The organism is Paracoccus acridae (genome assembly GCF_014642735.1).
In the GTDB taxonomy this organism is placed as follows: Bacteria; Pseudomonadota; Alphaproteobacteria; order Rhodobacterales; family Rhodobacteraceae; genus Paracoccus; species Paracoccus acridae.
Window position 1 is genome coordinate 132,528 of the sequence record NZ_BMIV01000001.1, and the last position, 23,729, is coordinate 156,256.

Annotated in this window: 20 protein-coding genes; 19 read left to right on the forward strand and 1 reads right to left on the reverse strand. The window is 66.5% G+C overall.

Annotation, left to right across the window (positions count from 1 at the left end):
* The first annotated feature begins 18 nt into the window (after positions 1-18).
* The 15 genes from IEX25_RS00680 to IEX25_RS00750 all read left to right on the forward strand — a co-directional run bounded on the left by IEX25_RS00680 (position 19) and on the right by IEX25_RS00750 (position 17,815).
* Positions 19-726 carry a CDP-alcohol phosphatidyltransferase family protein gene (locus tag IEX25_RS00680; protein WP_103173454.1) on the forward strand — a complete coding sequence of 236 codons (708 nt, stop codon included), beginning with the start codon at positions 19-21 and terminating at the stop codon, positions 724-726.
* Positions 723-2,189 (forward strand): ABC transporter substrate-binding protein, encoded by a 1,467-nt coding sequence (locus IEX25_RS00685; protein ID WP_188713618.1) that lies wholly within the window; start codon positions 723-725, stop codon positions 2,187-2,189. The genes IEX25_RS00680 and IEX25_RS00685 overlap by 4 nt, the downstream gene beginning before the upstream one ends.
* A 224-nt stretch (positions 2,190-2,413) precedes the next feature.
* Positions 2,414-2,635 carry a DUF2798 domain-containing protein gene (locus tag IEX25_RS00690; RefSeq protein WP_103173452.1) on the forward strand — a complete coding sequence of 74 codons (222 nt, stop codon included), beginning with the start codon at positions 2,414-2,416 and terminating at the stop codon, positions 2,633-2,635.
* 318 nt (positions 2,636-2,953) lie between these two features.
* The gene (locus IEX25_RS00695) at positions 2,954-4,510 is read left to right on the forward strand and encodes a 2-isopropylmalate synthase (RefSeq protein ID WP_188713619.1); all 1,557 of its coding nucleotides are present in this window, start codon (positions 2,954-2,956) and stop codon (positions 4,508-4,510) included.
* 247 nt (positions 4,511-4,757) lie between these two features.
* Entirely contained in the window at positions 4,758-5,357 is a 600-nt protein-coding gene (locus IEX25_RS00700) for a VPLPA-CTERM sorting domain-containing protein (RefSeq protein ID WP_188713620.1), read from the forward strand.
* Positions 5,358-5,593: 236 nt separating this feature from the next.
* Entirely contained in the window at positions 5,594-6,628 is a 1,035-nt protein-coding gene (locus tag IEX25_RS00705; RefSeq protein ID WP_103173449.1) for a rod shape-determining protein, read from the forward strand.
* Between the two features lie 27 nt (positions 6,629-6,655).
* The gene (gene mreC / locus IEX25_RS00710; RefSeq protein WP_188713621.1) at positions 6,656-7,591 is read left to right on the forward strand and encodes a rod shape-determining protein MreC; all 936 of its coding nucleotides are present in this window, start codon (positions 6,656-6,658) and stop codon (positions 7,589-7,591) included.
* Positions 7,591-8,118: a rod shape-determining protein MreD gene (locus IEX25_RS00715; protein ID WP_188713622.1), complete on the forward strand. Its 528-nt coding sequence runs from the start codon at positions 7,591-7,593 to the stop codon at positions 8,116-8,118. Before mreC ends, IEX25_RS00715 begins: the two co-directional genes overlap by 1 nt.
* Positions 8,115-10,055 (forward strand): penicillin-binding protein 2, encoded by a 1,941-nt coding sequence (gene mrdA, locus IEX25_RS00720; protein ID WP_188713623.1) that lies wholly within the window; start codon positions 8,115-8,117, stop codon positions 10,053-10,055. The genes IEX25_RS00715 and mrdA overlap by 4 nt, the downstream gene beginning before the upstream one ends.
* Before the next feature lie 4 nt (positions 10,056-10,059).
* A complete protein-coding gene (gene rodA, locus IEX25_RS00725; protein WP_103173445.1) occupies positions 10,060-11,199 on the forward strand; it encodes a rod shape-determining protein RodA in 1,140 nt (379 codons plus the stop codon).
* Entirely contained in the window at positions 11,196-12,119 is a 924-nt protein-coding gene (locus IEX25_RS00730; RefSeq protein ID WP_188713624.1) for a 2-hydroxyacid dehydrogenase, read from the forward strand. Before rodA ends, IEX25_RS00730 begins: the two co-directional genes overlap by 4 nt.
* Positions 12,120-12,222: 103 nt before the next feature.
* Positions 12,223-12,753 carry a biliverdin-producing heme oxygenase gene (locus IEX25_RS00735; protein ID WP_188713625.1) on the forward strand — a complete coding sequence of 177 codons (531 nt, stop codon included), beginning with the start codon at positions 12,223-12,225 and terminating at the stop codon, positions 12,751-12,753.
* Positions 12,750-15,326: an HWE histidine kinase domain-containing protein gene (locus IEX25_RS00740; RefSeq protein WP_229664975.1), complete on the forward strand. Its 2,577-nt coding sequence runs from the start codon at positions 12,750-12,752 to the stop codon at positions 15,324-15,326. The genes IEX25_RS00735 and IEX25_RS00740 overlap by 4 nt, the downstream gene beginning before the upstream one ends.
* Positions 15,327-15,478: 152 nt before the next feature.
* Positions 15,479-16,774: an MFS transporter gene (locus IEX25_RS00745; protein ID WP_188713626.1), complete on the forward strand. Its 1,296-nt coding sequence runs from the start codon at positions 15,479-15,481 to the stop codon at positions 16,772-16,774.
* Positions 16,775-17,815: an AbrB family transcriptional regulator gene (locus IEX25_RS00750; protein ID WP_188713627.1), complete on the forward strand. Its 1,041-nt coding sequence runs from the start codon at positions 16,775-16,777 to the stop codon at positions 17,813-17,815.
* A 6-nt stretch (positions 17,816-17,821) separates the two neighbouring features.
* Here the strand turns inward: IEX25_RS00750 and IEX25_RS00755 are convergent, their stop codons facing one another.
* Entirely contained in the window at positions 17,822-18,481 is a 660-nt protein-coding gene (locus IEX25_RS00755; protein WP_188713628.1) for a GntR family transcriptional regulator, read from the reverse strand.
* Positions 18,482-18,638: 157 nt separating this feature from the next.
* Between IEX25_RS00755 and IEX25_RS00760 the strand changes: the two genes are divergently transcribed.
* The 4 genes from IEX25_RS00760 (at position 18,639) to IEX25_RS00775 (ending at position 23,726) form a co-directional block, all read left to right on the forward strand.
* Complete coding sequence (locus IEX25_RS00760) at positions 18,639-20,018, forward strand: SLC13 family permease (RefSeq protein ID WP_188713629.1); 1,380 nt, start codon at positions 18,639-18,641, stop codon at positions 20,016-20,018.
* A gap of 30 nt (positions 20,019-20,048) precedes the next feature.
* Positions 20,049-21,428, forward strand: coding sequence for a malonyl-CoA decarboxylase (locus tag IEX25_RS00765; RefSeq protein ID WP_229664976.1), 1,380 nt, complete (start codon positions 20,049-20,051; stop codon positions 21,426-21,428).
* The gene (locus tag IEX25_RS00770) at positions 21,425-22,936 is read left to right on the forward strand and encodes a malonate--CoA ligase (protein WP_188713630.1); all 1,512 of its coding nucleotides are present in this window, start codon (positions 21,425-21,427) and stop codon (positions 22,934-22,936) included. The genes IEX25_RS00765 and IEX25_RS00770 overlap by 4 nt, the downstream gene beginning before the upstream one ends.
* A 133-nt stretch (positions 22,937-23,069) precedes the next feature.
* On the forward strand, positions 23,070-23,726 hold the full coding sequence (locus IEX25_RS00775; protein ID WP_188713976.1) for a metal-binding protein ZinT: 657 nt from the start codon (positions 23,070-23,072) through the stop codon (positions 23,724-23,726).
* The last annotated feature ends 3 nt before the right edge of the window (positions 23,727-23,729 follow it).

Genomic DNA, 23,729 nt, shown 5'->3' on the forward strand with positions numbered 1-23,729 from the left:
AGCTGCCAGAACCGGACCATGAAGACGCAACACAAAGCCCTGTCCGTCCACCTGCTGACCGCCACCGGCGCCGTGCTTTCGATGCTGGCCATGCTGGCCGCGGTCGAGGAGAAATGGGCGCTGATGTTCCTGTGGCTGGTCGTGGCCCTTGTGGTTGACGGCATCGACGGTCCCCTGGCGCGCAAATACGACGTCAAGATCCATTCGCCGAACTATGACGGCGTGCTGATGGATCTGATCATCGATTATCTGACCTATGCCTTCATCCCGGCCTATGCGCTGTTCAAGTCGGGGCTGCTGTCGGGCTGGACCGGCTGGCTGGCGATCATCGCCATCGTCTATGGCAGCGTGATCTATTGGTCCGACACCCGCATGAAGACCCGGGACAATTCCTTTTCCGGCTTTCCGGGCTGCTGGAACATGGTGGTTCTGGTGCTGTTCGCGACCGATCCGCACTGGACGGTGATCCTGCTGATCGTTGCCGCCCTGACGGTGGGGATGTTCCTGCCGATCAAGTTCATCCACCCGGTGCGCACCGAACGCTGGCGGGCCATATCGCTGCCCATCGCGATCCTGTGGTGCGTCTTTGCCGCCCGCGCCGCCTGGGTCGATTTCCACCCCGACAGCTGGGCCAACTGGGGGCTGGTGATCACCTCGCTCTGGCTGATGCTGGCGGGGGCCGCGCAGCAGTTGATGCCCGAACGCGCCCAAGGGGGACGCCCATGATCCATGCCCTGAAACCGCTGGCCGCCCTGGTGCTTCTGGCCCTGCCGGCAAGCGCCCAGGACGCCATCACCCTGGGCATGGTGCTTGAACCCCCCAATCTGGATCCCACCGGCGGGGCGGCGGCTGCGACCGACGAGGTGGTCTATGCCAATGTCTTCGAGGGGCTGACCCGCTTCGGCCCGAACGGCGCCATCGAACCCGGCCTGGCCGAAGGCTGGGACGTGGATCAGGACGGCCGCGTCTATGTCTTTCATCTGCGGAACGGCGTGACCTTCCACGACGGCGCCGCCTTTGATGCCAGCGACGTGGTCTTCACGCTGGACCGCGCGCGGGCGCCGGATTCGACCAATGCCCAGAAGGCCCTGTTCCAGGGGATCGAAGCCGTCGAGGCCGTCGATCCCCTGACCGTCCGCATCACCCTGACGGCGCCGGACGGGAACTTTCCCTTCAAGATGGCCTGGGGCGACGCGGTGATGCTGGATCCGGCAAGCGCTGACGGCCTTGCCACGAACCCGGTCGGCACGGGTCCCTTCCGGCTGGACCAGTGGGTGCAGGGAGACAGGATCGTGCTGTCTGCCTTTGATGGATACTGGGGCGACAGGCCTGCGCTGCAAACCGCGACCTTCCGCTTCATCCCCGATCCCTCGGCCGCCTTCGCGGCGATGATGGCGGGCGACGTGGACGCCTTCCCGAACTTCCCCGCGCCCGAGACGCTGCCCCAGTTGCAGGCCGATCCCCGCTTCAAGGTCATCGTCGGCACGACCGAGGGCGAGACGATCCTGGCGATGAACAACGCCCGCGCGCCCCTGGACGACATCCGGGTCCGCCAGGCCATCGCGCACGCGATCAACCGCCAGGACATCATCGACGGCGCGATGTTCGGATACGGCACCCCCATCGGCAGCCATTTCGCGCCCCACCATCCCGATTACGTCGATCTGACCGGCCTGTCCGGTCATGATCCCGAAAAGGCCAGGGCCCTGCTGGCCGAGGCGGGCACCGGCCCCGTCACCCTGCGTCTGGCCTTGCCGCCCACGCCCTATGCCCGGCGCGGCGGAGAGATCGTGCAGGCGCAACTGGCCGCCGTGGGCATCCAGACCCAGATCGCCAACATGGAATGGGCGCAATGGCTGGAAACCGTCTTCAAGGGCGGGGATTTCGACCTGACCATCATCAGCCATACCGAGCCCCTGGACATCGATATCTATGCCCGGCCGGATTATTACTTCGGCTATGCCAAGCCCGAATTCGTCGCGCTGATGGACCGGTTGCAGGCGGCGGTGACGCCGCAGCAGCGCGGCGACCTGTACCGGCAGGCGCAGGAGATGATCGCGAACGATCACGTCAACGCCTTCCTGTTCCAGCTTGCCAAGACGGGCGTGGCGGACGCCCGGATCGAGGGCTTGTGGGAAAACGCGCCCACCCAGGCCAATGACCTGACGAAGGTGCGGTGGACGAACTGACGCCTGCCAGGGGGGGCAGCCTGAACCTGCCTTGACCTGGGGGTCATCGCATCCTAATCCCCCCTTGTCGAAAAGATTCGAGACCGGTTCGGTTATTCCGGTCCCTGCCTTGGCAGGATCAAGTCGTGCCCGCCACGAACCCACGGCACCATCGCAACCATGGTGCTGTCATGTCCGGGGCCTTTTTGTCCGTTCAAGCAGTGCCGCATCGCATCCGGACGAACATGGACAAGAAGACCCTTATCATCGCCCAAATCATCATCACCTGCCTGATGGCCTTTTCGATGTCCGGCGTCATGTCGGCAGTTGGCCTGGGATTGACGCGGGAATGGCTTTACGCCTGGCCCGGGCAATTCGCCATGGCCTGGCCGATCGCCTTCGTGCTGACCCAGGTGGCCACCCGCATCGCCTTTCCGCTGGCCTTCCGGCTGCGCCGGTTCCTGTGACCGGGCGGCAGGGGCCAGGGGCGCGGCGGGGGATTTCACCCCGCCCCCTGCGCCCTGCAGGGCGGCAGCATGGGCAGGGCGGCCGCCATTTCCGCAATTCCCTCTTTTCATCGCGGGTTTCCGGCGGCATAGTCCCGGCCATGACCCGGATGCTGGACATTCCCGTTGCCCCGACCGCGCCCCATGGCGCGCGTCTGGCCGTGAACCTCCGCGGTCTGCTGCTTCTTACGCTGCGCTGAGCGGGTCTCCGGGCCGCCGCTCAGCCAGGACGTGCCCGGGCAAACCCAGCGACAGAACCTCCGTAAGAAAGCACATCCCATGACCGACAAGAACCGCGTCGTCATCTTCGACACTACCCTGCGCGACGGCGAACAGTCGCCCGGTGCCACCATGTCCCACGAGGAAAAGCTGGAAATCGCCTCCATGCTGGACGAGATGGGCGTGGACATCATCGAGGCAGGCTTCCCGATCGCCTCGGAAGGCGATTTCGCCGCCGTCAGCGAGATCGCGAAGCAGTCCAAGAACAGCGTGATCTGCGGCCTGGCCCGCGCGCAACTGCCCGATATCGACCGCTGCTGGGAGGCCGTGCGCCACGCCCGCCGCCCGCGCATCCATACCTTCATCGGCACCTCGCCGCTGCACCGGGCCATTCCGAACCTGGACATGGACCAGATGGCCGAGCGCATCGAACAGACGGTGACCCACGCCCGCAACCTGTGCGACGATGTGCAGTGGTCGCCCATGGACGCGACCCGCACCGAACACGACTATCTGTGCCGCGTGGTCGAAATCGCCATCAAGGCGGGCGCCACCACGATCAACATCCCCGACACCGTGGGCTATACCGCGCCGCGCGAATCGGCCGCGCTGATCCGCATGTTGCTGGAACGCGTGCCGGGCGCCGACACGGTGGTCTTCGCCACCCATTGCCACAACGACCTGGGCATGGCGACCGCCAACGCCCTGGCTGCGGTCGAGGCAGGCGCGCGCCAGATCGAATGCACCATCAACGGCCTGGGCGAACGCGCCGGCAACACCGCGCTGGAAGAGGTCGTGATGGCCCTGAAGGTGCGCCACGACATCATGCCCTTCACCACCGGCATCGACACCACGAAGATCATGGGCATCTCGCGCCGGGTGGCGCAGGTCTCGGGCTTTCCGGTGCAGTTCAACAAGGCCATCGTCGGCAAGAACGCCTTCCTGCACGAATCCGGCATCCACCAGGACGGCGTGCTGAAGAATGTCGAGACCTTCGAGATCATGCGCCCCGCCGATATCGGGCTTAACGAAACCAACATCGCCATGGGCAAGCATTCCGGCCGCGCCGCGCTGCGCGCCAAGCTGTCCGACCTGGGCTATGACGTGGGCGACAACCAGTTGAAGGACATCTTCGTGCGGTTCAAGGCCTTGGCCGACCGCAAGAAAGAGGTCTATGACGAGGATATCGTGGCCCTGGTCCAGGACGCCACGGCCAATACCGGCGACGACCACCTGCAGGTCAAGCACCTGCGCGTCGTCTGCGGCAGCGACGGGCAATCGGCCGACCTGACGATGATCGTGGACGGACAGGAAAAGACCGTCCACGCCACCGGCGACGGCCCGGTCGATGCCTGCTTCAACGCGGTCAAGCAGATCTTCCCGCATAACGCCACGCTGAAGCTGTATCAGGTCCATGCCGTGACCGAGGGCACCGACGCCCAGGCCACCGTGTCCGTGCGGATGGAGGAGGAGGGCCGCATCGTGAACGGCCAGGCCGCCGATACCGACACGATCCTGGCATCCGTCAAGGCCTATGTTGGCGCCCTGAACCACCTGATCGTGCGCCGCACGCGGGCGGGCAGGGACGGCAAGGAAATCAGCATGTATTCGCACTAGGCCGTACGGGCGGAGGAGTGGCCTCCGCCCTTCATTCCGATTAGGTGCCGTGTCCGATTGCGGCAACCTGCCCGAAAAGACACCCGCAATGCGTGTTCTGCCTCGTTGACGGACACGTCAATCGATGCGACATCGGCATTGCCCGGATCGACGGTCGCGGCAATGCGGACGGGTTCGGCAGGGCAGGTATAGTTTTGCCTTTTTTCAATGGTTTGCGTCTGTTTGGCGCATGTTCACGAGGTTTGTGATGCGGGTTTTTCGTCTCGCTGCGGCTTTGGCCGTGACAATGGCTGGTGCGGCTGGGGCCGCCACGCTGCACGAAGGCACCGGTGCGGACGCATTTTCGGGTGACTGGAAGAATCCGACGGTGGTGGCAGCGGGGATCGACACGATCTCGGGCAGCTGGAACGGTCAGAACGACTATGACATGCTGTCCTTCACCTCGTTGAAGAAGGGCGCGCAGACCGTGACGCTCAGCTTCTCGCCCATGAAGCCGATCGGGGACACGGACTGGTCCTTCTCGGCCGGGGGCAGCCTTTATTACAAGACCTCCGCGCCCCAATACAGCGCATGGGAAGGAACCCAGTTCGGGTCGGTGAACATCCAGCACTGGAACCGCACGAAGGACTTCACCTATTCGCTGAATCTCGGCGACGATTTCGGCGGCGTGCTGTACCTGTCGCTTTACGGGACGCATGGCAGCCTGAACTACAACATCTCGGTTCCGGGCAATGCCTTGAGCCTGCCCGAACCTCAGCCCGCCCCGGTTCCGCTGCCCGCCGGTGCGGCGCTGCTGCCCGGGGGCCTTGCGGCCCTGGCGGTCCTGCGCCGTCGCAAGAAGCGCTGATCCCCCGCCCCCAATCCGTCGAAAGGCGCCCGCGACCTGCGTGGCGCCTTTTTCATGCGCCCGTCTTCTTCGATGCTGCCTGCAGGCAATCGCGCATCACGGGAACAGGGCTTTCCCGCCGCGCCCCGGGCTTCTATATGGGGGCACCGCCGTGCAGGCGAATCCGCGCGGCGATGGCGCTTGGCGACGGGCAAGAATGGGGACAGCCGGTGAAACCGGCGCGAAAGGATACGGGCATGGCATTCGGCGGTTTGTTTTCGACCGACATCGCAATCGACCTCGGGACGGCGAACACGCTGATCTATGTCAAGGGCAAGGGCATCATCCTGAACGAGCCCTCGGTCGTGGCCTATCACGTCAAGGACGGCAAGCGGCAGGTCCTGGCCGTGGGCGAGGACGCGAAACTGATGCTGGGCCGCACCCCCGGTTCCATCGAGGCGATCCGGCCGATGCGCGAAGGCGTCATCGCCGATTTCGACAGCGCCGAGCAGATGATCAAGCACTTCATCAAGAAGGTGTTCAAGCGCAGCGGCTTTTCCAAGCCCAAGGTCATCGTCTGCGTGCCCCATGGCGCAACCCCGGTTGAAAAGCGCGCGATCCGCCAGTCGGTTCTGTCGGCGGGCGCCCGCAGGGCTGGGCTGATCGCCGAACCGATCGCGGCGGCCATCGGGGCGGGGATGCCCATCACCGAACCCACCGGCAGCATGGTCGTGGACATCGGCGGCGGCACGACCGAGGTCGCGGTCCTGTCGCTGGGCGACGTGGTTTATGCCCGGTCCGTCCGCATCGGCGGCGACCGCATGGACGAGGCGATCATCAATTACCTGCGCCGCAACCAGAACATGCTGATCGGCGAATCCACCGCCGAGCGCGTCAAGACCAGCATCGGCACCGCCCGGATGCCCGACGACGGGCGGGGCGCCACGATCATGGTGCGCGGCCGCGACCTGCTGAACGGCATCCCCAAGGAGATCGAGATCAGCCAGGCCATGGTCGCCGAAGCCCTGGCCGAACCCATGCAGGCCATCTGCGAGGCCGTGATGGTCGCGCTGGAAGCCACGCCCCCAGATCTGGCCGCCGATATCGTGGACCGGGGCGTGATCCTGACCGGCGGCGGGGCGATGCTGGGCGACCTGGATCTTGCGCTGCGCGAGCAGACGGGCCTGTCGATCACGCTGGCCGACCAGCCGATGAACTGCGTCGCCCTGGGCACCGGCAAGGCGCTGGAATACGAAAAGCAACTGCGCCACGTCATCGACTACGACAGCTGAGGGGCCGACCTGTCGGGGGCTGCCTGAATGGCACGCAAGCGTCCAGATTTCACCACCCCCGTCCGGCGCGTGCTGATCGCGCTGCTGGCGCTTGTGCTGATCGCGCTGTTCCTGTTCTGGCGCATCGACAGCCCGCGCGCCGAACGGATGCGTGTCGCCATCATCGACCGCGTGATCCCCTCGTTCGACTGGGCCATGGCGCCCGTCACCCAGGTCAGCCAGATGATCGGCGGGTTCCAGTCCTATGCCCGGATCTATGAACAGAACCAGGAACTGCGTCGCGAATTGCAGAAGATGCAGGCCTGGAAGGAAGCCGCCGTCCAGCTGGAACAGGAAAATTCCAAGCTGATGGCGCTGAACAACGTCCGCATCGACCCCGCCCTGACCAGCGTCACGGGCAGGGTCATGGTGGACAGCGGGTCCGCCTTTCGCCAGTCGGTGCTGCTGAACGTCGGTGCCGACGACGGCATCGTCGAGGGCTGGGCCACGATGGACGGGCTGGGTCTTGTGGGACGCATTTCCGGGGTGGGCAAGCGGACCAGCCGGGTGGTGCTGCTGACCGACCCGTCTTCTCGCATCCCCGTCACCATCCAGCCCTCCGGCGAACGGGCGCTGCTGACGGGCGACAACACGCCGCTGCCTTTCCTGGACTTCATCGAGATGCCCGACAATGTGCGGCCGGGCGACCGGGTCGTCACCTCGGGCGATGGCGGGGTCTTTCCGCCGGGGCTTCTGGCCGGGCAGGTCGTCCAGGGCAGCGACGGGCGGATGCGGCTGCGCATGGCCGCCGATTACGGGCGGCTGGAATTCCTGCGCGTGCTGCGGTCCCATCCGGCGGAAACGGTGGTGGATTCGGGCGCGGTCATCACGCCGGGCGACCAGGGCTTCATCGGCCCGCAGATCCCCGCATCCCCGGTCGAGGCCGCGGCCATGTCCGACCCCCTTGCCGCCGGAACGGATTGATGAACCGGCAGGTGCTGATCGGCACGGTGCTGTTCTGCGCAGCGATGGCGGTGCTGCTGTTCCTGCGTCTGCTGCCGCTGTCGGCCGGGGCCGCGCGCCTGCCCGGCCCCGACCTGGGTCTTTGCCTGGTGCTGGCCTGGGTGCTGCGCCGTCCCGACCAGCTGACGGCCCTGGCGATCGTGCTGGCCTTTGTCGTCCAGGACATCATCCTGCTCAATCCCCTGGGGCTGTGGCCCGCCATCATCCTGATGGGGACCGAGGCCGCACGCTTGCGTGAGGCCCGTTGGCGGGATGCGCCATTCATGGTTGAATGGCTGCGCATCGCGGTGCTGATCGGCGCCATGATGCTGGGCTATCGTATCGTGCAGGTGCTGTTCATGATGCCGGTTCCGGCCTTGGGTCTGGTGATCCTGCACTACATCGCCACCATCGCTGCCTATCCCCTGGTGGTGCTGGGCGCGCGCGCGCTGCTGGGCCTGCGCCGCATCACCGATATCGAGGTCGAGCAGATGAGGGCCGCGCGATGACCAAACCCCCCCGCCCCGGCGACACGGATGGCCGCAGCATCACGCGGCGGGGCCTGATGCTGGCGGGAATCCAGTTGGGCGTGGTCACCACCCTGGCGCTGAAGCTGCGGTCGATGCAGGTCGAGCAGGCCGAGCAATACCGGATGCTGGCCGACGGCAATTCCATCAAGATCCGCCTGCTGGTGCCCGCGCGCGGCCTGATCCACGACCGCAACGGCATCGTGATCGCCGGCAACGAACAGAACTATCGCGTGACGCTGGCGCGAGAGGAGGCGGGCGGCGATGTCGAACCCGTGCTGCGAAGGCTGGCCCGCCTGATCCCCATCAGCGACGCCCGCATGGCCGAGCTTCTGGACGAATTCGCCAAGCGCAGCGCCGTCACGCCCATCGTCCTGGCCGACCGCCTGACCTGGGAACAATTCAGTTCCATCGCCGTCAACGCGCCGTCGCTGGCCGGGGTCACGCCGGAATCCGGGCTGTCGCGCGTCTATCCCCGTGCGGGCGATCTGGCGCATGTGCTGGGCTATGTGGGTCCCGTGTCCGATTACGACCTGTCCAAGATCGAGGATCCTGATCCCGTCCTGATGCTGCCGGAATTCCAATTGGGCAAGGTCGGCTTCGAGGCGCGGATGGAGGACGTCCTGCGCGGCAAGGCCGGTCAGCGCCGGGTCGAGGTAAACAGCGCCGGCCGCGAGATGCGCCAACTGTCCCGCCAGGAAGGCGATCAGGGCGCGACCGTGCAGATGACCATCGACGCGCAGTTGCAGAACTATGCGGCCCAGCGCATGGGCACCGAAAGCGCCGCCGCCGTGGTGATGGACTGCCAGACGGGGGATATCGTGACGATCTGTTCGTCCCCGTCCTTCGATCCGAACAAGTTCGTGCGCGGGATCTCGTCTTCGGACTACAAGGCGCTGATGAACCATGACCACCGCCCGCTTGCCGACAAGACGGTGCAGGGGGTCTATCCTCCGGGATCGACCTTCAAGATGGTCACCCTGATGGCCGGGCTGGAGGCCGGGGTCATCAATGCCGGAACGCGCTTTTATTGCCCCGGCCATACCGAGGTCGGCGGACGGCGGTTCCATTGCTGGCGGCGGGGCGGGCATGGCAGCGTGGACGCCGTCACCAGCCTGTCGCACAGCTGCGACGTCTATTATTATGAACTGGCCCAGAAGGTGGGCATCGACCGCATCGCCGCCATGGCCCGCAGGCTGGGCCTGGGCCAGCGACACGACCTGCCCATGTCCGCCGTGGCCGAGGGCATTGCCCCCGACCGCGCCTGGAAGCAGGCCCGCCACGGCCAGTCCTGGCAGGTGGGCGACAGCCTGAATGCATCCATCGGGCAGGGCTATGTGCTGGCCTCGCCCCTGCAGCTGGCGGTGATGACCGCGCGCATCGCCACCGGGTTGGAGATCAGGCCGCGGCTGGTCCGCGCCATTGACGGGGTGGCCCAGCCGGTTCCCGAGTTCCCGGACATGGGGCTGAACCCGGCCTTCCTGCGCGTGGCCCGCCTGGGCATGGACGAGGTGATGAATTCCGCCAGCGGCACCGCCCGGCGCTCGCGCATCATCCGCGAAGGCTGGCGCATGGCGGGCAAGACCGGCACCAGCCAGGTCCGCAACATCACCGCCGCCGAACGCGCGCGGGGCGTGGTGTCGAACGACCAGTTGCCTTGGAACCGCCGCGACCATGCGCTGTTCGTCTGTTATGCGCCGTATGAGGCGCCGCGCTATGCCGTTTCGGTGGTCGTCGAACATGGCGGCGGCGGATCGGCGGTGGCGGCGCCCGTTGCCCGCGACATCCTGTTGTTCGCGCTGAACGGCGGGTTGCCGCCGCTGGACGCCGTGCCCGACGATCAGCGCGCCGCGATGAAGGAACGTCACGACGCCATGCACCTGTTCGCGCCCGAGGCGCCCCGGCTGACGCGGGCCTGACGCCATGTCCTATCTCGACTACAAGGTCGCCCAGACGCCCACCGGCATCCGCAAGATCCTGCATCTGAACTGGCCGCTGGTCTTCCTGATCGCCGCCGTGGCCAGCATCGGCTTTCTGATGCTGGTGTCCGTCGCGGGGGGCCGCGTGGACACCTGGGCCGAGCCGCAGATGTACCGCTTTGCCGCCGGCATGGTCATCATGATCGCGCTGGCCTTCGTGCCGATGTGGTTCTGGCGCGGCATCTCGGTCCCCGCCTATGTCTGCTGCTTCCTGCTGCTGATCGCGGTGGAGCTGGTGGGCACCATCGGCATGGGCGCGCAGCGCTGGATCGACATCGGCCCGATCCGCCTGCAACCGTCCGAGCTGATGAAGATCGCGCTCGTGCTGCTGCTGGCGGCCTATTACGACTGGCTGCCCGCGCGGCGGGTGTCGCGGCCCCTGTGGGTGCTGATCCCGGTGGTGCTGATCCTGGCGCCCACGGGTCTGGTGCTGATCCAGCCGGACCTGGGCACATCGATCATGCTGGTGGCGGGGGGCGGCATCGTGATGTTCGCGGCGGGCGTGTCCTTGTGGTATTTCGGCGTGGTGATCGCGGCCGCCGTGGGGCTGGTCGTGGCGGTGCTGGAAAGCCGGGGCACGGACTGGCAGCTTCTGAAGGATTACCAGTTCCGCCGCATCGACACCTTCCTGGACCCGACCGCCGATCCCCTGGGCGCGGGCTACAACATCATCCAGAGCCAGATCGCCCTAGGGTCGGGCGGCTGGTCGGGGCGGGGCTTCATGCAGGGCACGCAGTCGCGGCTGAACTTCCTGCCCGAAAAGCACACCGACTTCATCTTCACCGTCCTGGCCGAGGAGTTCGGCTTTGTCGGCGCCATGTCGCTTCTGGCGCTGTACACGCTGATCATCGGCTTTTGCCTGTATTCGGCGCTGACGAACCGCGACCGCTTCGCCGCGCTGATCACGGTGGGCATCAGCGGGACGTTCTTTCTGTATTTCTCGATCAACATGGCCACGGTGATGGGGCTGCTGCCCGCCAAGGGGTCGCCCCTGCCGCTGGTCAGCTATGGCGGGACGTCGCTTATGATCCTGATGCTGGGCTTCGGGCTGGTGCAGGCCGCCCATGTCCACAGGCCGCGATGACGATGCGCGTCCTGTTCGCCGCCCCCGATGCGCTGTGGCCCGCCTGGGCGCCCGCCCTGATGCGCCTTGCGCCCGAGATGGAGCTGGTCCGCGCCGACGATGCCGTCGATCCGGCCCGCATCGACGCCATCATCTTTGCGCCGGGCGGGTCCCTGGACGACCTGTCGCCCTTCGTCAACGCGCGGCTGGTGCAAAGCCTGTGGGCCGGGGTCGAACGCATCGTGACCAATCCGACGCTGACCCAGCCCCTGGCGCGGATGGTCGATCCTGGGCTGGCACGCGGCATGGCGGAATATTGCACCGGCTGGGCCTTGCGCGCGCATCTGGGGATGGACCGCTATGCGCAGGACGGCGAATGGCGAAACGGCCTGACCCCGCCCTTGGCCTGCGACCGGCAGGTGACGATCCTGGGCATGGGCGAACTGGGCCGCAGCGTGGCCGCCATGCTGGACGGCATCGGCTTTCCGGTGTCGGGTTTCAGCGCGTCGGGCCGACCGGTGCCGGGGGTGCGGGTCTTTGGTCCCGACGACCTGGACCGGGCCTTGGCTGCGGCCGAGATCCTGATCGCCCTGCTGCCCGACACGCCGCAGACGCGCGGGCTTCTGGATGCCGATCGGCTGGCGCGGCTGCCGCAGGGGGCCTGGCTGATCAATCCGGGGCGCGGCACGGTCCTGGATGACGAGGCGGTCTTGGCCGCGCTGGACAGCGGCCATCTGGGTCACGCCGTGCTGGACGTGTTCCGCGCCGAGCCGCTGCCCCGCGACCATCCCTTCTGGTCCCATCCCCGCGTCACCGTCACCCCCCATATCGCCGCCGAGACGCGGGTGGAAACCGCCGCCCCCGTTGCCGTGGAAAACCTGCGCCGCGCGATGTCGGGGCAGCCGGTGCTGTATCTGGTGGATCGCGACAAGGGCTATTGAACCGAAACCCGTTGTCATTTGTTAACGCGCCGGTAAGGTCAGCTATTGCGACATTCCGGCAAGGGCAGGTATGTCAGGGGGACAACTGGAAAGCCGGTGCTTCATGACCAAGGACGATTCCCTGCGCCGCGTTCTGATGACCGGGACGCGTGACCTGCATGATCGTCTGGATCAGGCGGTCGGCACATTTGCCGACGACGGTGCCTATCGCGCATTCCTGTCCGGCAGCTATGCCTTTCGCGCGGCCGTCGAACCCGCGCTGACCGGCGAGGACTGGCCGTTGCAGCGGCTGGCCCCGGTGATCGCGCAGGACCTGGCCGATCTGGACCAGCCCCGCCCCGCGCTTCCCCATGCGCCGGTGCTGGCAGGCCCCGCCGCGCAGGCCGCCGCCCGCTATGTGCTGGAGGGGTCCGCCCTGGGTGCGCGGCTGCTGGCACGGCGCGCGGCGGATCTTGGCTTCACCTCGGTCCATGGCGCGCGCCACCTGGCGGCGCAGACCGAATCGCCGCATCGCTGGCGGCAGTTCCTGGACTGGATGGAGCGCGCCGACCTTCCCGCAGCGCCTGCCCTTGCGGCAGCGCGGGCCGTATTTGGGGTTGCGCTCTGCGCCTATGGCGTCAAGTCTGCGACATGAACGAAAACACCGCATCCGACGCGTCCCTGGTCGGCAAGCCCATCGACCTGACGAATTGCGATCGAGAGCCGATCCATATCCCCGGCAGCATCCAGCCCCATGGCTGCCTGCTGGGCTGCGACAATGCGGGCCGGGTCGTCCTGTATCATTCGGACAATGCCGCCGCCCTTCTGAACCTGGCCCAGGCACCACTGGACCAGCCGCTGACCGAGGTGCTGGGGTCGGAAAACGTGCATCGGCTGCTGAACGCCCTTGCCGTGTCGGGACGAAGCCCCCGTCCATCGCTGATCTTCGGCATGACCGTGAACGGGCGGACGCTGGATGCCACCATCCACCGCTTCAAGGGCCGCACGATCATCGAATTCGAACCGGCGTCCGAGCGGTTGGGCACGATCATCAGCCTGTCGCGGACCGTCATCGAACGGCTGCGCGTCATGAGCGACGCCGAACGGCTGATCCAGCAGGCGGCGATGCTGATGCAGGCACAGTTGGGATACGACCGGGTGATGGTCTATCAACTGGGCGAGGACGGCGCAGGCAAGGTGGTGGCCGAAGCCAAGCTGGACGAACATGAAAGCTTCCGCGGCCAGTATTTTCCCGCCGGCGACATCCCCCAGCAGGCACGGGCCCTGTATCTGCGCAATCCCATCCGGGTGATCGGCGACGCGTCCTTCGTGCCGGTGCCGATCTGGGCCGGCGATTCCCAGGACGAGCCGCTGGACCTGTCCTATGCCCATCTGCGAAGCGTGTCTCCGATCCATTGCGAATACCTGCGCAACATGGGTGTGTCCGCATCCATGTCGGTCTCGATCATCATCGACGGCGCCTTGTGGGGGCTGATCGCCTGCCACCATTATTCGCCCAAGATCCTGACCATGGCCGACCGCGCCGCCGCCGAAATGGTGGGCGAGTTCTTCTCGATGCATCTGGACGCCCTGACCCGCCGCCAGACCCGAGAAGCCGAGCTGGCCGCCCGCAGCGCGCTTGACGACCTGTTGGTCGATGCCCGCAAGAACGAGGATGCGACCGCCGCCCTCCATGCCCGCCTGCCGGAGCTGGCAAAGCTGATCCCCGCGGACGGCATCGGGATGTGGCTGGACGGCTGCTGGACGGCGCTTGGCCATGCGCCCGCCGAACGCCACATCGCCCCGATCCTGGCCCTGGCCGAAAGCCTGCCCGAGGGCCAGGTCTTCTCGACCGACAACCTGGCCGGGCTGGTGCCGGTGGATGCGTCGGCGGCCGGGATCGCGGGGCTGATGGTCGTGCCGCTGTCGCGGCGCCCGCGCGATTTCCTGTTCTATTTCCGCAAGGAGGCCGTCCAGACGCTGGACTGGGCGGGCGATCCGAACAAGACCTATGTCACCGGCAAGTTCGGCGACCGGCTGACGCCGCGCAAAAGCTTTGCCATCTGGAAGGAAACCGTTCGCGACCGAAGCCACCCCTGGTCCGAAAGCGACCGCCGCTTTGCCGAGGCGCTGCGCATCGCCGTGGTCGAGGTGCTGCTGTTCAACAACGAGCTTCTGGCAGACGAGCGTACCCGTGCCGCCGTCCGCCAGCGGGTGCTGAACCAGGAACTGAACCACCGGGTCAAGAACATCCTGGCGGTGATCCAGTCGCTTGTCAGCCGCAAGCCCAAGGACGGCGAAGCCCTGGCGGATTACGCCAATGCCCTGCGCGGGCGCATCCAGGCCCTTGCCTTTGCCCATGACCAGGTGATCCGCGACGACCAGGGCGGGATGCTGCACGACCTGCTGGGGGCGGAACTTGGCCCCTATGCGGACGACGGCAAGCCGATCCGGATGGACGGGCCGGCCGTGGTCCTGGACGGGCGGGCCTTTTCCGTCATGGCGCTGATCTTCCACGAGATGGCGACCAATGCCGCCAAGTACGGCGCCCTGTCGCAGCCCGGCGGCCATCTGTCGGTGGACTGGCGCATCGACGCGGACGGCCATTGCCGCATCCGCTGGACCGAGGACGGGCTGCACGGGGTGACGCCCCCGGAACGGACAGGCTTCGGTTCCGCGCTGATCGAGCAATCGCTGCCCTTCGATCTGGGGGGCGAGGCGCGGATCGCCTATCGCCCGCAAGGGATCGCCGCCGCCTTCATGCTGCCCGCGGATTTCCTGCACCCTGCCGATCCCGGTCCTGCACCATCCCTGCGCCCCGCGGTCCAGGCTGCCCCTGCCGTCCAGGCTGCCCCCGCCTCGGCCCTGACCGGACGGCGCGTCCTGCTGGTCGAGGATCAGACCTTGATCGCCATGGCCCTGGAAAGCGAATTGCAGGACCACGGTTTGCAGGTCACGGGACGTGCCGCCACGGTCCAGGCCGCCCTGGCGATGATCGACAGCGACGCGCCTGATCTGGCGGTTCTGGACGTGAACCTGGCGGACGAGGATTCGCTGCCCGTGGCCGAAGTCCTGCGCGACCGTGCCATCCCCTTCGTCTTTGCCACCGGCTATGGCGGGGGGATCGGCCTGCCCCAGGGCTTCGGGGCCATCCCCATCGTCGGCAAGCCCTATCAGGTGGGCGACATCCTGCAAAAGCTGGCCGAGGCCGAACGGCAGGGCAGGTGACAGGGCGGTTAGGTAATCCCTGGCCGCAACCCTGCCATGTTTGCGCAACTTTCGGGACGTTCGGCATTCTCTTTCCGCAGCATTTGGGTTAGCGCAGCCCGTCCGGCATCTTCCGCGATGCTGGCCTTTCCCTGACAAGCGGACGATGAACCATGACTGATCAGACCATCACTGCGCCCGCCACGGCGCGCGGCACGCCCGTCAACTCTCCTGCACGGGTGCTGCTGGCCAGCCTGATCGGCACGACGATCGAATTCTTCGATTTCTACGTCTATGCGACGGCTGCCGTGCTGGTCTTCCCGACCCTGTTCTTCCCGGCCGAGGACGCGACCACCGCGTTGCTGGCATCCTTCGCCACGTTTTCCATCGCCTTCTTCGCGCGTCCCTTCGGCGCCATCGTCTTCGGCCATTTCGGCGACCGCATCGGCCGCAAGGCCACGCTGGTCGCGGCGCTGCTGACCATGGGGGTGTCCACCGTCATCATCGGCCTGCTGCCGACCTATGCCCAGATCGGCGTCGCGGCGCCCGCGCTTCTGGCCCTGTGCCGGTTCGGGCAGGGCTTCGGCCTGGGCGGCGAATGGGGCGGGGCGGTCCTGCTGGCGACCGAGAACGCCCCGGAGGGCAAGCGAAGCTGGTATGGCATGTTCCCCCAGCTTGGCGCCCCGGTCGGGCTGTTCCTGTCGTCGGGCTTCTTCTGGGTGCTGCTTCACTTCATGTCGCAGGAAGACCTGCTGGCCTGGGGCTGGCGGCTGCCCTTCCTGGCCTCGATCATCCTGATCGTGCTGGGCCTGTGGGTTCGCCTGTCCATCACCGAGACCCCGGAATTCGCCGAGGCCGTCAAGCGCGACCAGCGGGTGTCCGTCCCGGTCGTGGAACTGTTCCGCAACCACAAGCGCAGCCTGGTCCTGGGCACCTTTGTCGCGCTTGTGACATTCGTGCTGTTCTATATCTGCTCGGCCTGGCTTCTGTCCTATAACGTCAAGGTGCGCCAGGTCACCTTCATGGACGCGCTGCTGATGCAGATCTATGGCTCGGTGATCTTCGGGCTTGCGATCCCGATGGCGGGCAAGGTCGCGGATGCGGTCGGACGCCGTCCGTTCCTGGTCGTCGTCACGGTGCTGATCGGCATCTTCTCGTTCTTCCTGGCGCCGCTGATGGGCGGGGGGCAGGGCGGGCTTTACCTGTTCGTGACCCTGGGCATGTTCCTGATGGGCCTGACCTATGGCGTCATCGGCGCCGCCCTGGCCGCGCCCTTCCCGACGCGGGTGCGCTACACGGGGGCGTCGATCACCTTCAACTTCGCGGGGATCTTCGGGGCCTCGCTGGCACCCTATGCCGCAACCTGGTTGCAGCAGACCTATGGCCTGGCCCATGTCGGCTATTACATGCTGGCGGCATCGGTGATCACGCTGATCTGCATCCTGGCATCGGGCCGGGACGAGGTCTGAATGGCCGAAGGGTTGCGCGGGCGGCAAGCGGCCACCGTGCTGATCGGCGCCGCGGGCGTGGCGCTGTTCTGGCTGCTGCACCTGCCGCTGCCCTTCCTGTTCGGACCGATGATCGCGTCGCTTGCCGCCGCCCTGCTGGGCGCGCGGCTGGCGGGGCTGGGGCAGATGTCGGTCGCGGCACGGTCCGTGCTGGGCGTGGCCATCGGCGCCTCGGTGACGCCCGCGCTTGTGGCGCAACTGCCGTCGATGCTGGCCTCGGTCGCGATCATCCCCGTCTATGTCGCGGCGATCGGCCTGGTGGGCGTGCCGTTCTTCCGCCGCTTCTGCGGCTTCGATCTGGTGACGGCCTTTTATGCCGCGATGCCGGGCGGCGCGGCCGACATGACCATCTTCGGGGCCGAGGCAGGCGCCAACATCCGCCAGGTCTCGCTTGTCCATGTCACGCGGCTGCTGGTCATCATGGTTGTCGGGCCGCTGGTGCTGGTATCGGTTTACGGTGTTGAACTGACGCACCCGGTGGGTCGGCCCGCAGCCGACATCCCCCTGTCCGAACTGGCGGTCATGGCGGCTGCCGCCCTGATCGGCTGGAAGGTCGCGGAACGCCTTGGCCTGTTCGGCGCGGCGATCCTTGGCCCGCTGATCCTGGCTATGGCGCTGTCGCTGGCGGGCGTCCTGCACATGCGCCCCCCGCGCGAGGCGCTGCTGGCCGCGCAGTTCCTGATCGGCATCGGCATCGGCACCAGCTATGTCGGCGTCACGCTGCGCGAGTTGCGGGAAACGGTGGCGGGTGGCGCGGTCTTCGTCCTGATCCTGGCGGTGATCGCGGGCGCGGTGACGGAATTCGTGACCCTGACCGGCCTTGCCCCGCCGGTCGAGGGGTTCCTGGCCTTCATGCCGGGCGGGCAGGCGGAAATGTCCATGCTGGCGCTGATCGCGGGGGCCGATCTCAGCTTCGTGGTGGTCCACCACATCACGCGGGTGATCCTGGTCCTGACGGGCGCGCCGATCCTGTTCGCGCTGGTCCGGCGCCGCCGCCCCTAGGCAACCTCAGGCCAGTGTCCGGCGCATGGCGGCGATCAGGTCATGGAAGCGGTCCCCCTGCACGATGACGTGATCGTGCAAGGCCCGTGCCGCGCCGTCACCGTCACCATCCCGGATCGCCGTCACGATGGCGTCGTGTTCCGCAAACGACCGCCCCATGCGGTTTCGGACCTGCAACTGCATCCGCCGATAGGGTTGAAGCATGGCATGCAGCCGCGCGGCTTCTTGCACCAGGAAGGCGTTGTGCGTGGCGCGATAGATGCAGTGGTGGAATTCCGAATTGCGCGCGTAATAGGCCTCGACCTCGCCCGCCTCGGCCAGGCGGCGGCAATCGTCGTGGACCCCCTGGAAGGCGTCCAGTTCCGCCTGGGTGATGCGGCGGGCGGCCAGGCGGCCGCAGCTTGCCTCGATCTCGGCCATGACCTCGAAGCGTTCGGCCAGTTCCTCGGGCGACCACTGGCTGACGAAGGTGCCGCGCTTGGGCATGACGCGCACCAGCCCCGATGCTTCAAGCTGCTGGAACGCCTCGCGGATGGGGGTGCGGGAACAGTCGAATTCCTGCTCCAGCGCCTCGGGGTCAAGGCGGGTGCCGGGCAGGTATCGGCCTGCCACGATGGCGTCTTCCAGGGCGCGCCTGATGCGCAGGGTGTTGGGAACGCTGGTCAAGACTTGCCTCCTTGCCGGTCCAGCCTAGCAAACAAGCCTGAAACATTCATCACCCATTCTGTTATATACATCACATCGGCGTGGGCGTATAACGTCGTTAATCCGAGGATTCGTGTGGAGGCGGATCCCCAAGTTCATGCAGGAAGGGGAGAACCGCATGACACCACATCTGATTTCCATCTATGCCCTGGTCCTGATGTTCGTCGTGGCGACCATCTGGCCGATCAACATGGGCGTTCTGGCCTTTGTCGGGGCCTTTCTGGTCGGCACGCTGCTGGCCGCGCAGACGACCAAGGACATCCTTGGGGGCTTTCCCAGCGGGCTGTTCCTGACCCTGGTGGGCATCACCTGGCTGTTCGCCCTGGCGCAGAACAACGGCACGATCGACTGGCTGGTGCGCATGGCGGTGCGCGCGGTCAAGGGCCGCATCGGGGCGATCCCCTGGATCATGTTCGGCATTTCCGCGCTGCTGACCGCCGTGGGCGCAGTCAGCCCCGGCGCGGTGGCGATCGTGGCGCCCATCGCGCTGGGCTTTGCCTTCCGATACCATATCAACCCGCTGCTGATGGGCCTGATGGTCGTCCATGGCGCGCAGGCCGGGGGCTTTTCGCCCATCAGCATCTATGGCGGCATCACCAACGGCGTGGTTCAGGAGGCAGGCTTGCCCTTGTCGCCGCTGACGACCTTTGCGGCAAGCTTCTTCGTCAACGCGGCGGTGGCGGCGATCCTGTTCATGGTCCTGGGCGGGCGGGCGCTGATGACCGCCCGCGACACCATCGAGGCCATGCCTGTCCCGCATGTGGAAATCGCCCGCGCCGCCACCGGCCCGCAGATCTTCGGTGACAGCGAGGCGCAAGCCCTCACCAAGCGCGTGAGCCAGGAGGCGGGCGGCGATTCCAACCGCCTGGTGGCCGAGGTCGAGGAAGGCAACCAGCCCGACGGCACGCCCTATCAGATCTTCACGCTGCTGGGCCTTGTCCTGCTGGCGATCCTGGTGCTGGCCTTCAACCTGGACATCGGCTTTGTCGCGCTCAGCATCGGGCTGGCGCTGGCGCTGTGGAACCCGACCATGCAGAAGCGTGCCATGGCGCAGGTCGCCTGGCCGGAAATCATGCTGATCACGGGTGTCTCCACCTATGTCGCGGTGCTGCAGGAGATGGGCACCATCGACTTCGTGGGCGACAGCGTGGCCGGCATGGCCTCGCCCCTGCTGGCGGCGCTGATGCTGTTCTTCATCGGCGCGGTGGTGTCGGCCTTCGCATCCTCGACCGCGGTCCTGGGGTCGCTGATCCCGCTGGCGGTGCCGTTCCTGCAAGGGGAAAGCGGCGTGGGCGCCGTCGGCTTCATCGCCGGGATGGCGGTTGCGTCCACCATCGTCGATGTCAGCCCGTTTTCCACCAATGGCGCCCTGGTGCTGGCGAATGCGCATGGCGTGGACAAGCAGGCCTTCTTCCGCAAGCTGCTGAACTATGGCGCCATCGTCACCGTGGTGGCGCCCGTGGTGCTGTGGCTGATCTTCGTCGTGCTGCCGGGCTGATCCCCCGGCACCCTTGAAAGGAGAGACCGCGTGACCAGGACCGTGCAGACCCCCCGGACGACCCGCTTCGGCGACCTGTTCGACATGCTGACCGACCGCGGCCGCGCCCTGCTGCGCTGGCGCGATCCGGCGGGGCGGGTGACCGCGCCCCCCGGCCTGCCCGAGATGGGCGAGTTGCTGCTGTCGCGCCGTGGCGAGGCCTCGGGCGTGGCCCTGGCCCGCGCCCTGGTCACCGCCTTCGAGGACGCGGACGAGGCCCGGCGCCTGGAATTCCTGGCGACCCTGGCCGACCGCTTCGGTCCCGATCCCAAGGCCATCGGCAAGGCGATGGAGGATATGCAGCGCGATCCCGGATCGGCCGAGGCGATCGAGGCGCTGCACATCGCCTCGGAGCCCCGCCGTCAGGAACTGCTGCGCCGCCTGAACCTGGCGCCCGGCGGCACCGCGGCCCTGGTGCGGATGCGAGAGGAACTGCTGCGCCACCTGAAGGACAACCCCGCCCTGCGCCGGGTGGACAGCGATTTTTCGCATCTGTTCGCGTCCTGGTTCAACCGGGGTTTCCTGGTGCTGCGCCATATCGACTGGAACACGCCCGCCGCGATCCTGGAAAAGATCATCCGCTATGAAGCCGTCCATGCGATCCAGAACTGGGACGACCTGCGCAACCGCCTGCAACCGACCGACCGGCGCTGCTATGGCTTCTTCCACCCGCAACTGGTCGATGAACCGCTGATCTTCGTCGAGGTCGCGTTGACCCGCGCGATCCCCGACACCGTGGCGCCGCTTCTGGATCTGGACCGCACGCCTATCGACGCGGACGGTGCCACCACGGCGGTGTTCTATTCCATCTCGAACACGCAGAAGGGACTGGCGGGGGTGTCCTTCGGCAACTTCCTGATCAAGCAGGTGGTCGAGGAACTGAAGGCCGAACTGCCCGACATCCAGACCTTTGTCACCCTGTCGCCGGTGCCGGGCTTCGCCGCCTGGCTGGCCCGCGAGCGCGAGGACGGAAAGATGCTGGACGACGATCTGCGCGCGGCCCTGAAGCCCCTGGACCAGCCGGGCTGGCATGTGGACCGGGACACGGCAGAGGCCCTGCGCGAACCGCTGCTGGCTGCGGCCGCCGTCTATTTCTTGCAGGCCCGCGACGCCAAGGGCCGGGCGGTCGATCCCGTCGCGCGGTTCCACCTGGGCAACGGCGCCTGCCTGGAACGGCTGAATTTCGGGGGCGACGTTTCGGCCAACGGCCTTCGGCAATCGCATGGATTGATGGTCAATTACCTGTACGATCCCGACCGGATCGAGTCCAACCACGAAGCCTTTGCCGAACGCACCGAAATCGCCGCATCCGACGCGGTCCGCCGCCACCTGCCCGCCGGGCAGGCCACCACCAGGAAGGAAAAGCCATGAACGCCAACCTGTTCGACATTCTGGAAACCGGCATCACCGATCCCCATGCCGCCGCCATCGAGACGGCCGGGGGCGAGCGTATCAGCTATGGCGATCTGGTCGCGCGCACCGGCCGGATGGCCAATGCGCTTGTGTCCTTGGGCGTGAAGCCCGGCGACCGCGTGGCGGCGCAGGTCGAAAAGTCGGTCCAGGCGATCATCCTTTATCTGGCGACGGTGCGTGCCGGTGCGGTCTTCCTGCCGCTGAACACGGGTTATACGCCGTCCGAGATCGACTATTTCATCGGCGACGCCACGCCCGCGATCCTTGTCAGCGACCCGGCCAGGGCCGATGCGCTGTCGGATGCGGCGGCGCGGGCGGGTGCGCGGATCATGACTCTGGATGCTGCCGGGCAGGGCAGCCTGACGGATGCCGCGGCAGGCCAGCCAGCCGATTTCGCCACCGTCGCCTGCGGTTCGGACGACCTTGCCGCGCTGCTCTACACGTCGGGGACGACGGGGCGCAGCAAGGGGGCGATGCTGACGCATGGCAACCTGGTGTCCAACAGCATGGCTCTGCGGGATGCCTGGCGATACACCGCGCGGGACGTGCTGATCCATGCGCTGCCGATCTTTCACACGCATGGCCTGTTCGTCGCCACCAATGTGACGCTGTTTTCCGGCGCCAGCATGATCTTCCTGCCGAAGTTCGACCCCGACCGGATCATCGCGCTGATGGACCGGGCGACGGTGCTGATGGGCGTGCCGACCTTCTATGTCCGCCTGCTGGGGGACGACCGGCTGAACCGCGACACCACCGCCCCCATGCGGCTGTTCATTTCCGGCAGCGCGCCGCTGCTGGCGGAAACGCATCGCGAATGGCAGGCCCGCACCGGCCACGCGATCCTGGAACGCTACGGGATGACGGAAACCAACATGAACACGTCCAACCCCTATGACGGCGACCGGATCGCGGGCACGGTGGGAATGCCCCTGCCGGGGGTCGAGATCATCGTGACCGATCCCGAAACCGGCGCCGAACTGCCCGGGGGCCAGATCGGCATGATCGAGGTGCGCGGCCCCAATGTCTTCAAGGGCTATTGGCAGATGCCCGAAAAGACCGCGGCCGAACTGCGCGGCAACGGCTTCTTCATCACCGGCGATCTGGGAAAATTCGACGACCGGGGCTATCTGCACATCGTCGGGCGCGGCAAGGACCTGATCATCACCGGCGGCTACAACGTCTATCCAAAGGAGATCGAGTCCGAGATCGACGCCCTTCCCGGCGTTGTCGAATCCGCGGTGATCGGCCTGCCGCACCGCGATTTCGGCGAAGGGGTTACGGCAGTGATCGTCCCCACCGCCCGGGACGCCACCGACGAAGGCAAGGTCCTGGCGGCGCTTGACGGGCGGCTGGCCAAGTTCAAGCAGCCCAAGCGGGTGCTGTTCGTGGACGAACTGCCGCGCAACACCATGGGCAAGGTGCAGAAGAACCTGCTGCGCGATCAATTCGCCGACCTGTATCGCTGAACGGACTTCGGAATCATGGCACGGGGCGGGCGCGGCTCGCCCCGTTTTCCATTCGGTGCTTTCTTTTTCTTGTCAGCTGGTCCATCTGCGTCTAATGAAACGTAATAACATATCATTTTGTGGAGCGAGAATGATGGATCAATCCTGGCAAATGGCGGCGGCGGCTTTGGTGGCTGCGCTTGCCTTGGGTACCCCGGCAGCGGCGCATGATCACAAGGACGGCCATGCCCATGCCCACGATCACTCCCATGCGGACAAAGCGGTCCAAGACGGCTATTTCGACGACGCGCAGGTGCGGGATCGTCCCCTGTCCGACTGGGAAGGGAACTGGCAGTCGGTCCATCCCTATCTGGCGGATGGCACCCTGGATCCGGTGATGGCGCACAAGGCCGAACACGGCGACAAGACCGCTGCCGAATATCGCACTTATTACGAAGTGGGCTACAGGACGGATGTGGACCGCATCGACATCGACGGGGACATCGTCACCTTCCATCGGGACGGCAATTCCGTCCAAGGCCGCTATCAGGCCGACGGGCACGAGATCCTGACCTATGCCAAGGGCAATCGCGGCGTCCGCTTCATCTTCGAAAAGGTTCACGGAGACGAGGCCGCGCCGCAGTTCATCCAGTTCAGCGATCACCGTATCGCGCCCGAGGCGTCCGATCATTTCCACCTGTATTGGGGCGACGACCGCGCCGCCCTGCTAGCCGAGGTGACGAACTGGCCGACCTTCTATCCTGCCTCCTTGGACGGCCAAGGCATCGTGGCGGAAATGCTGGCGCATTGATGG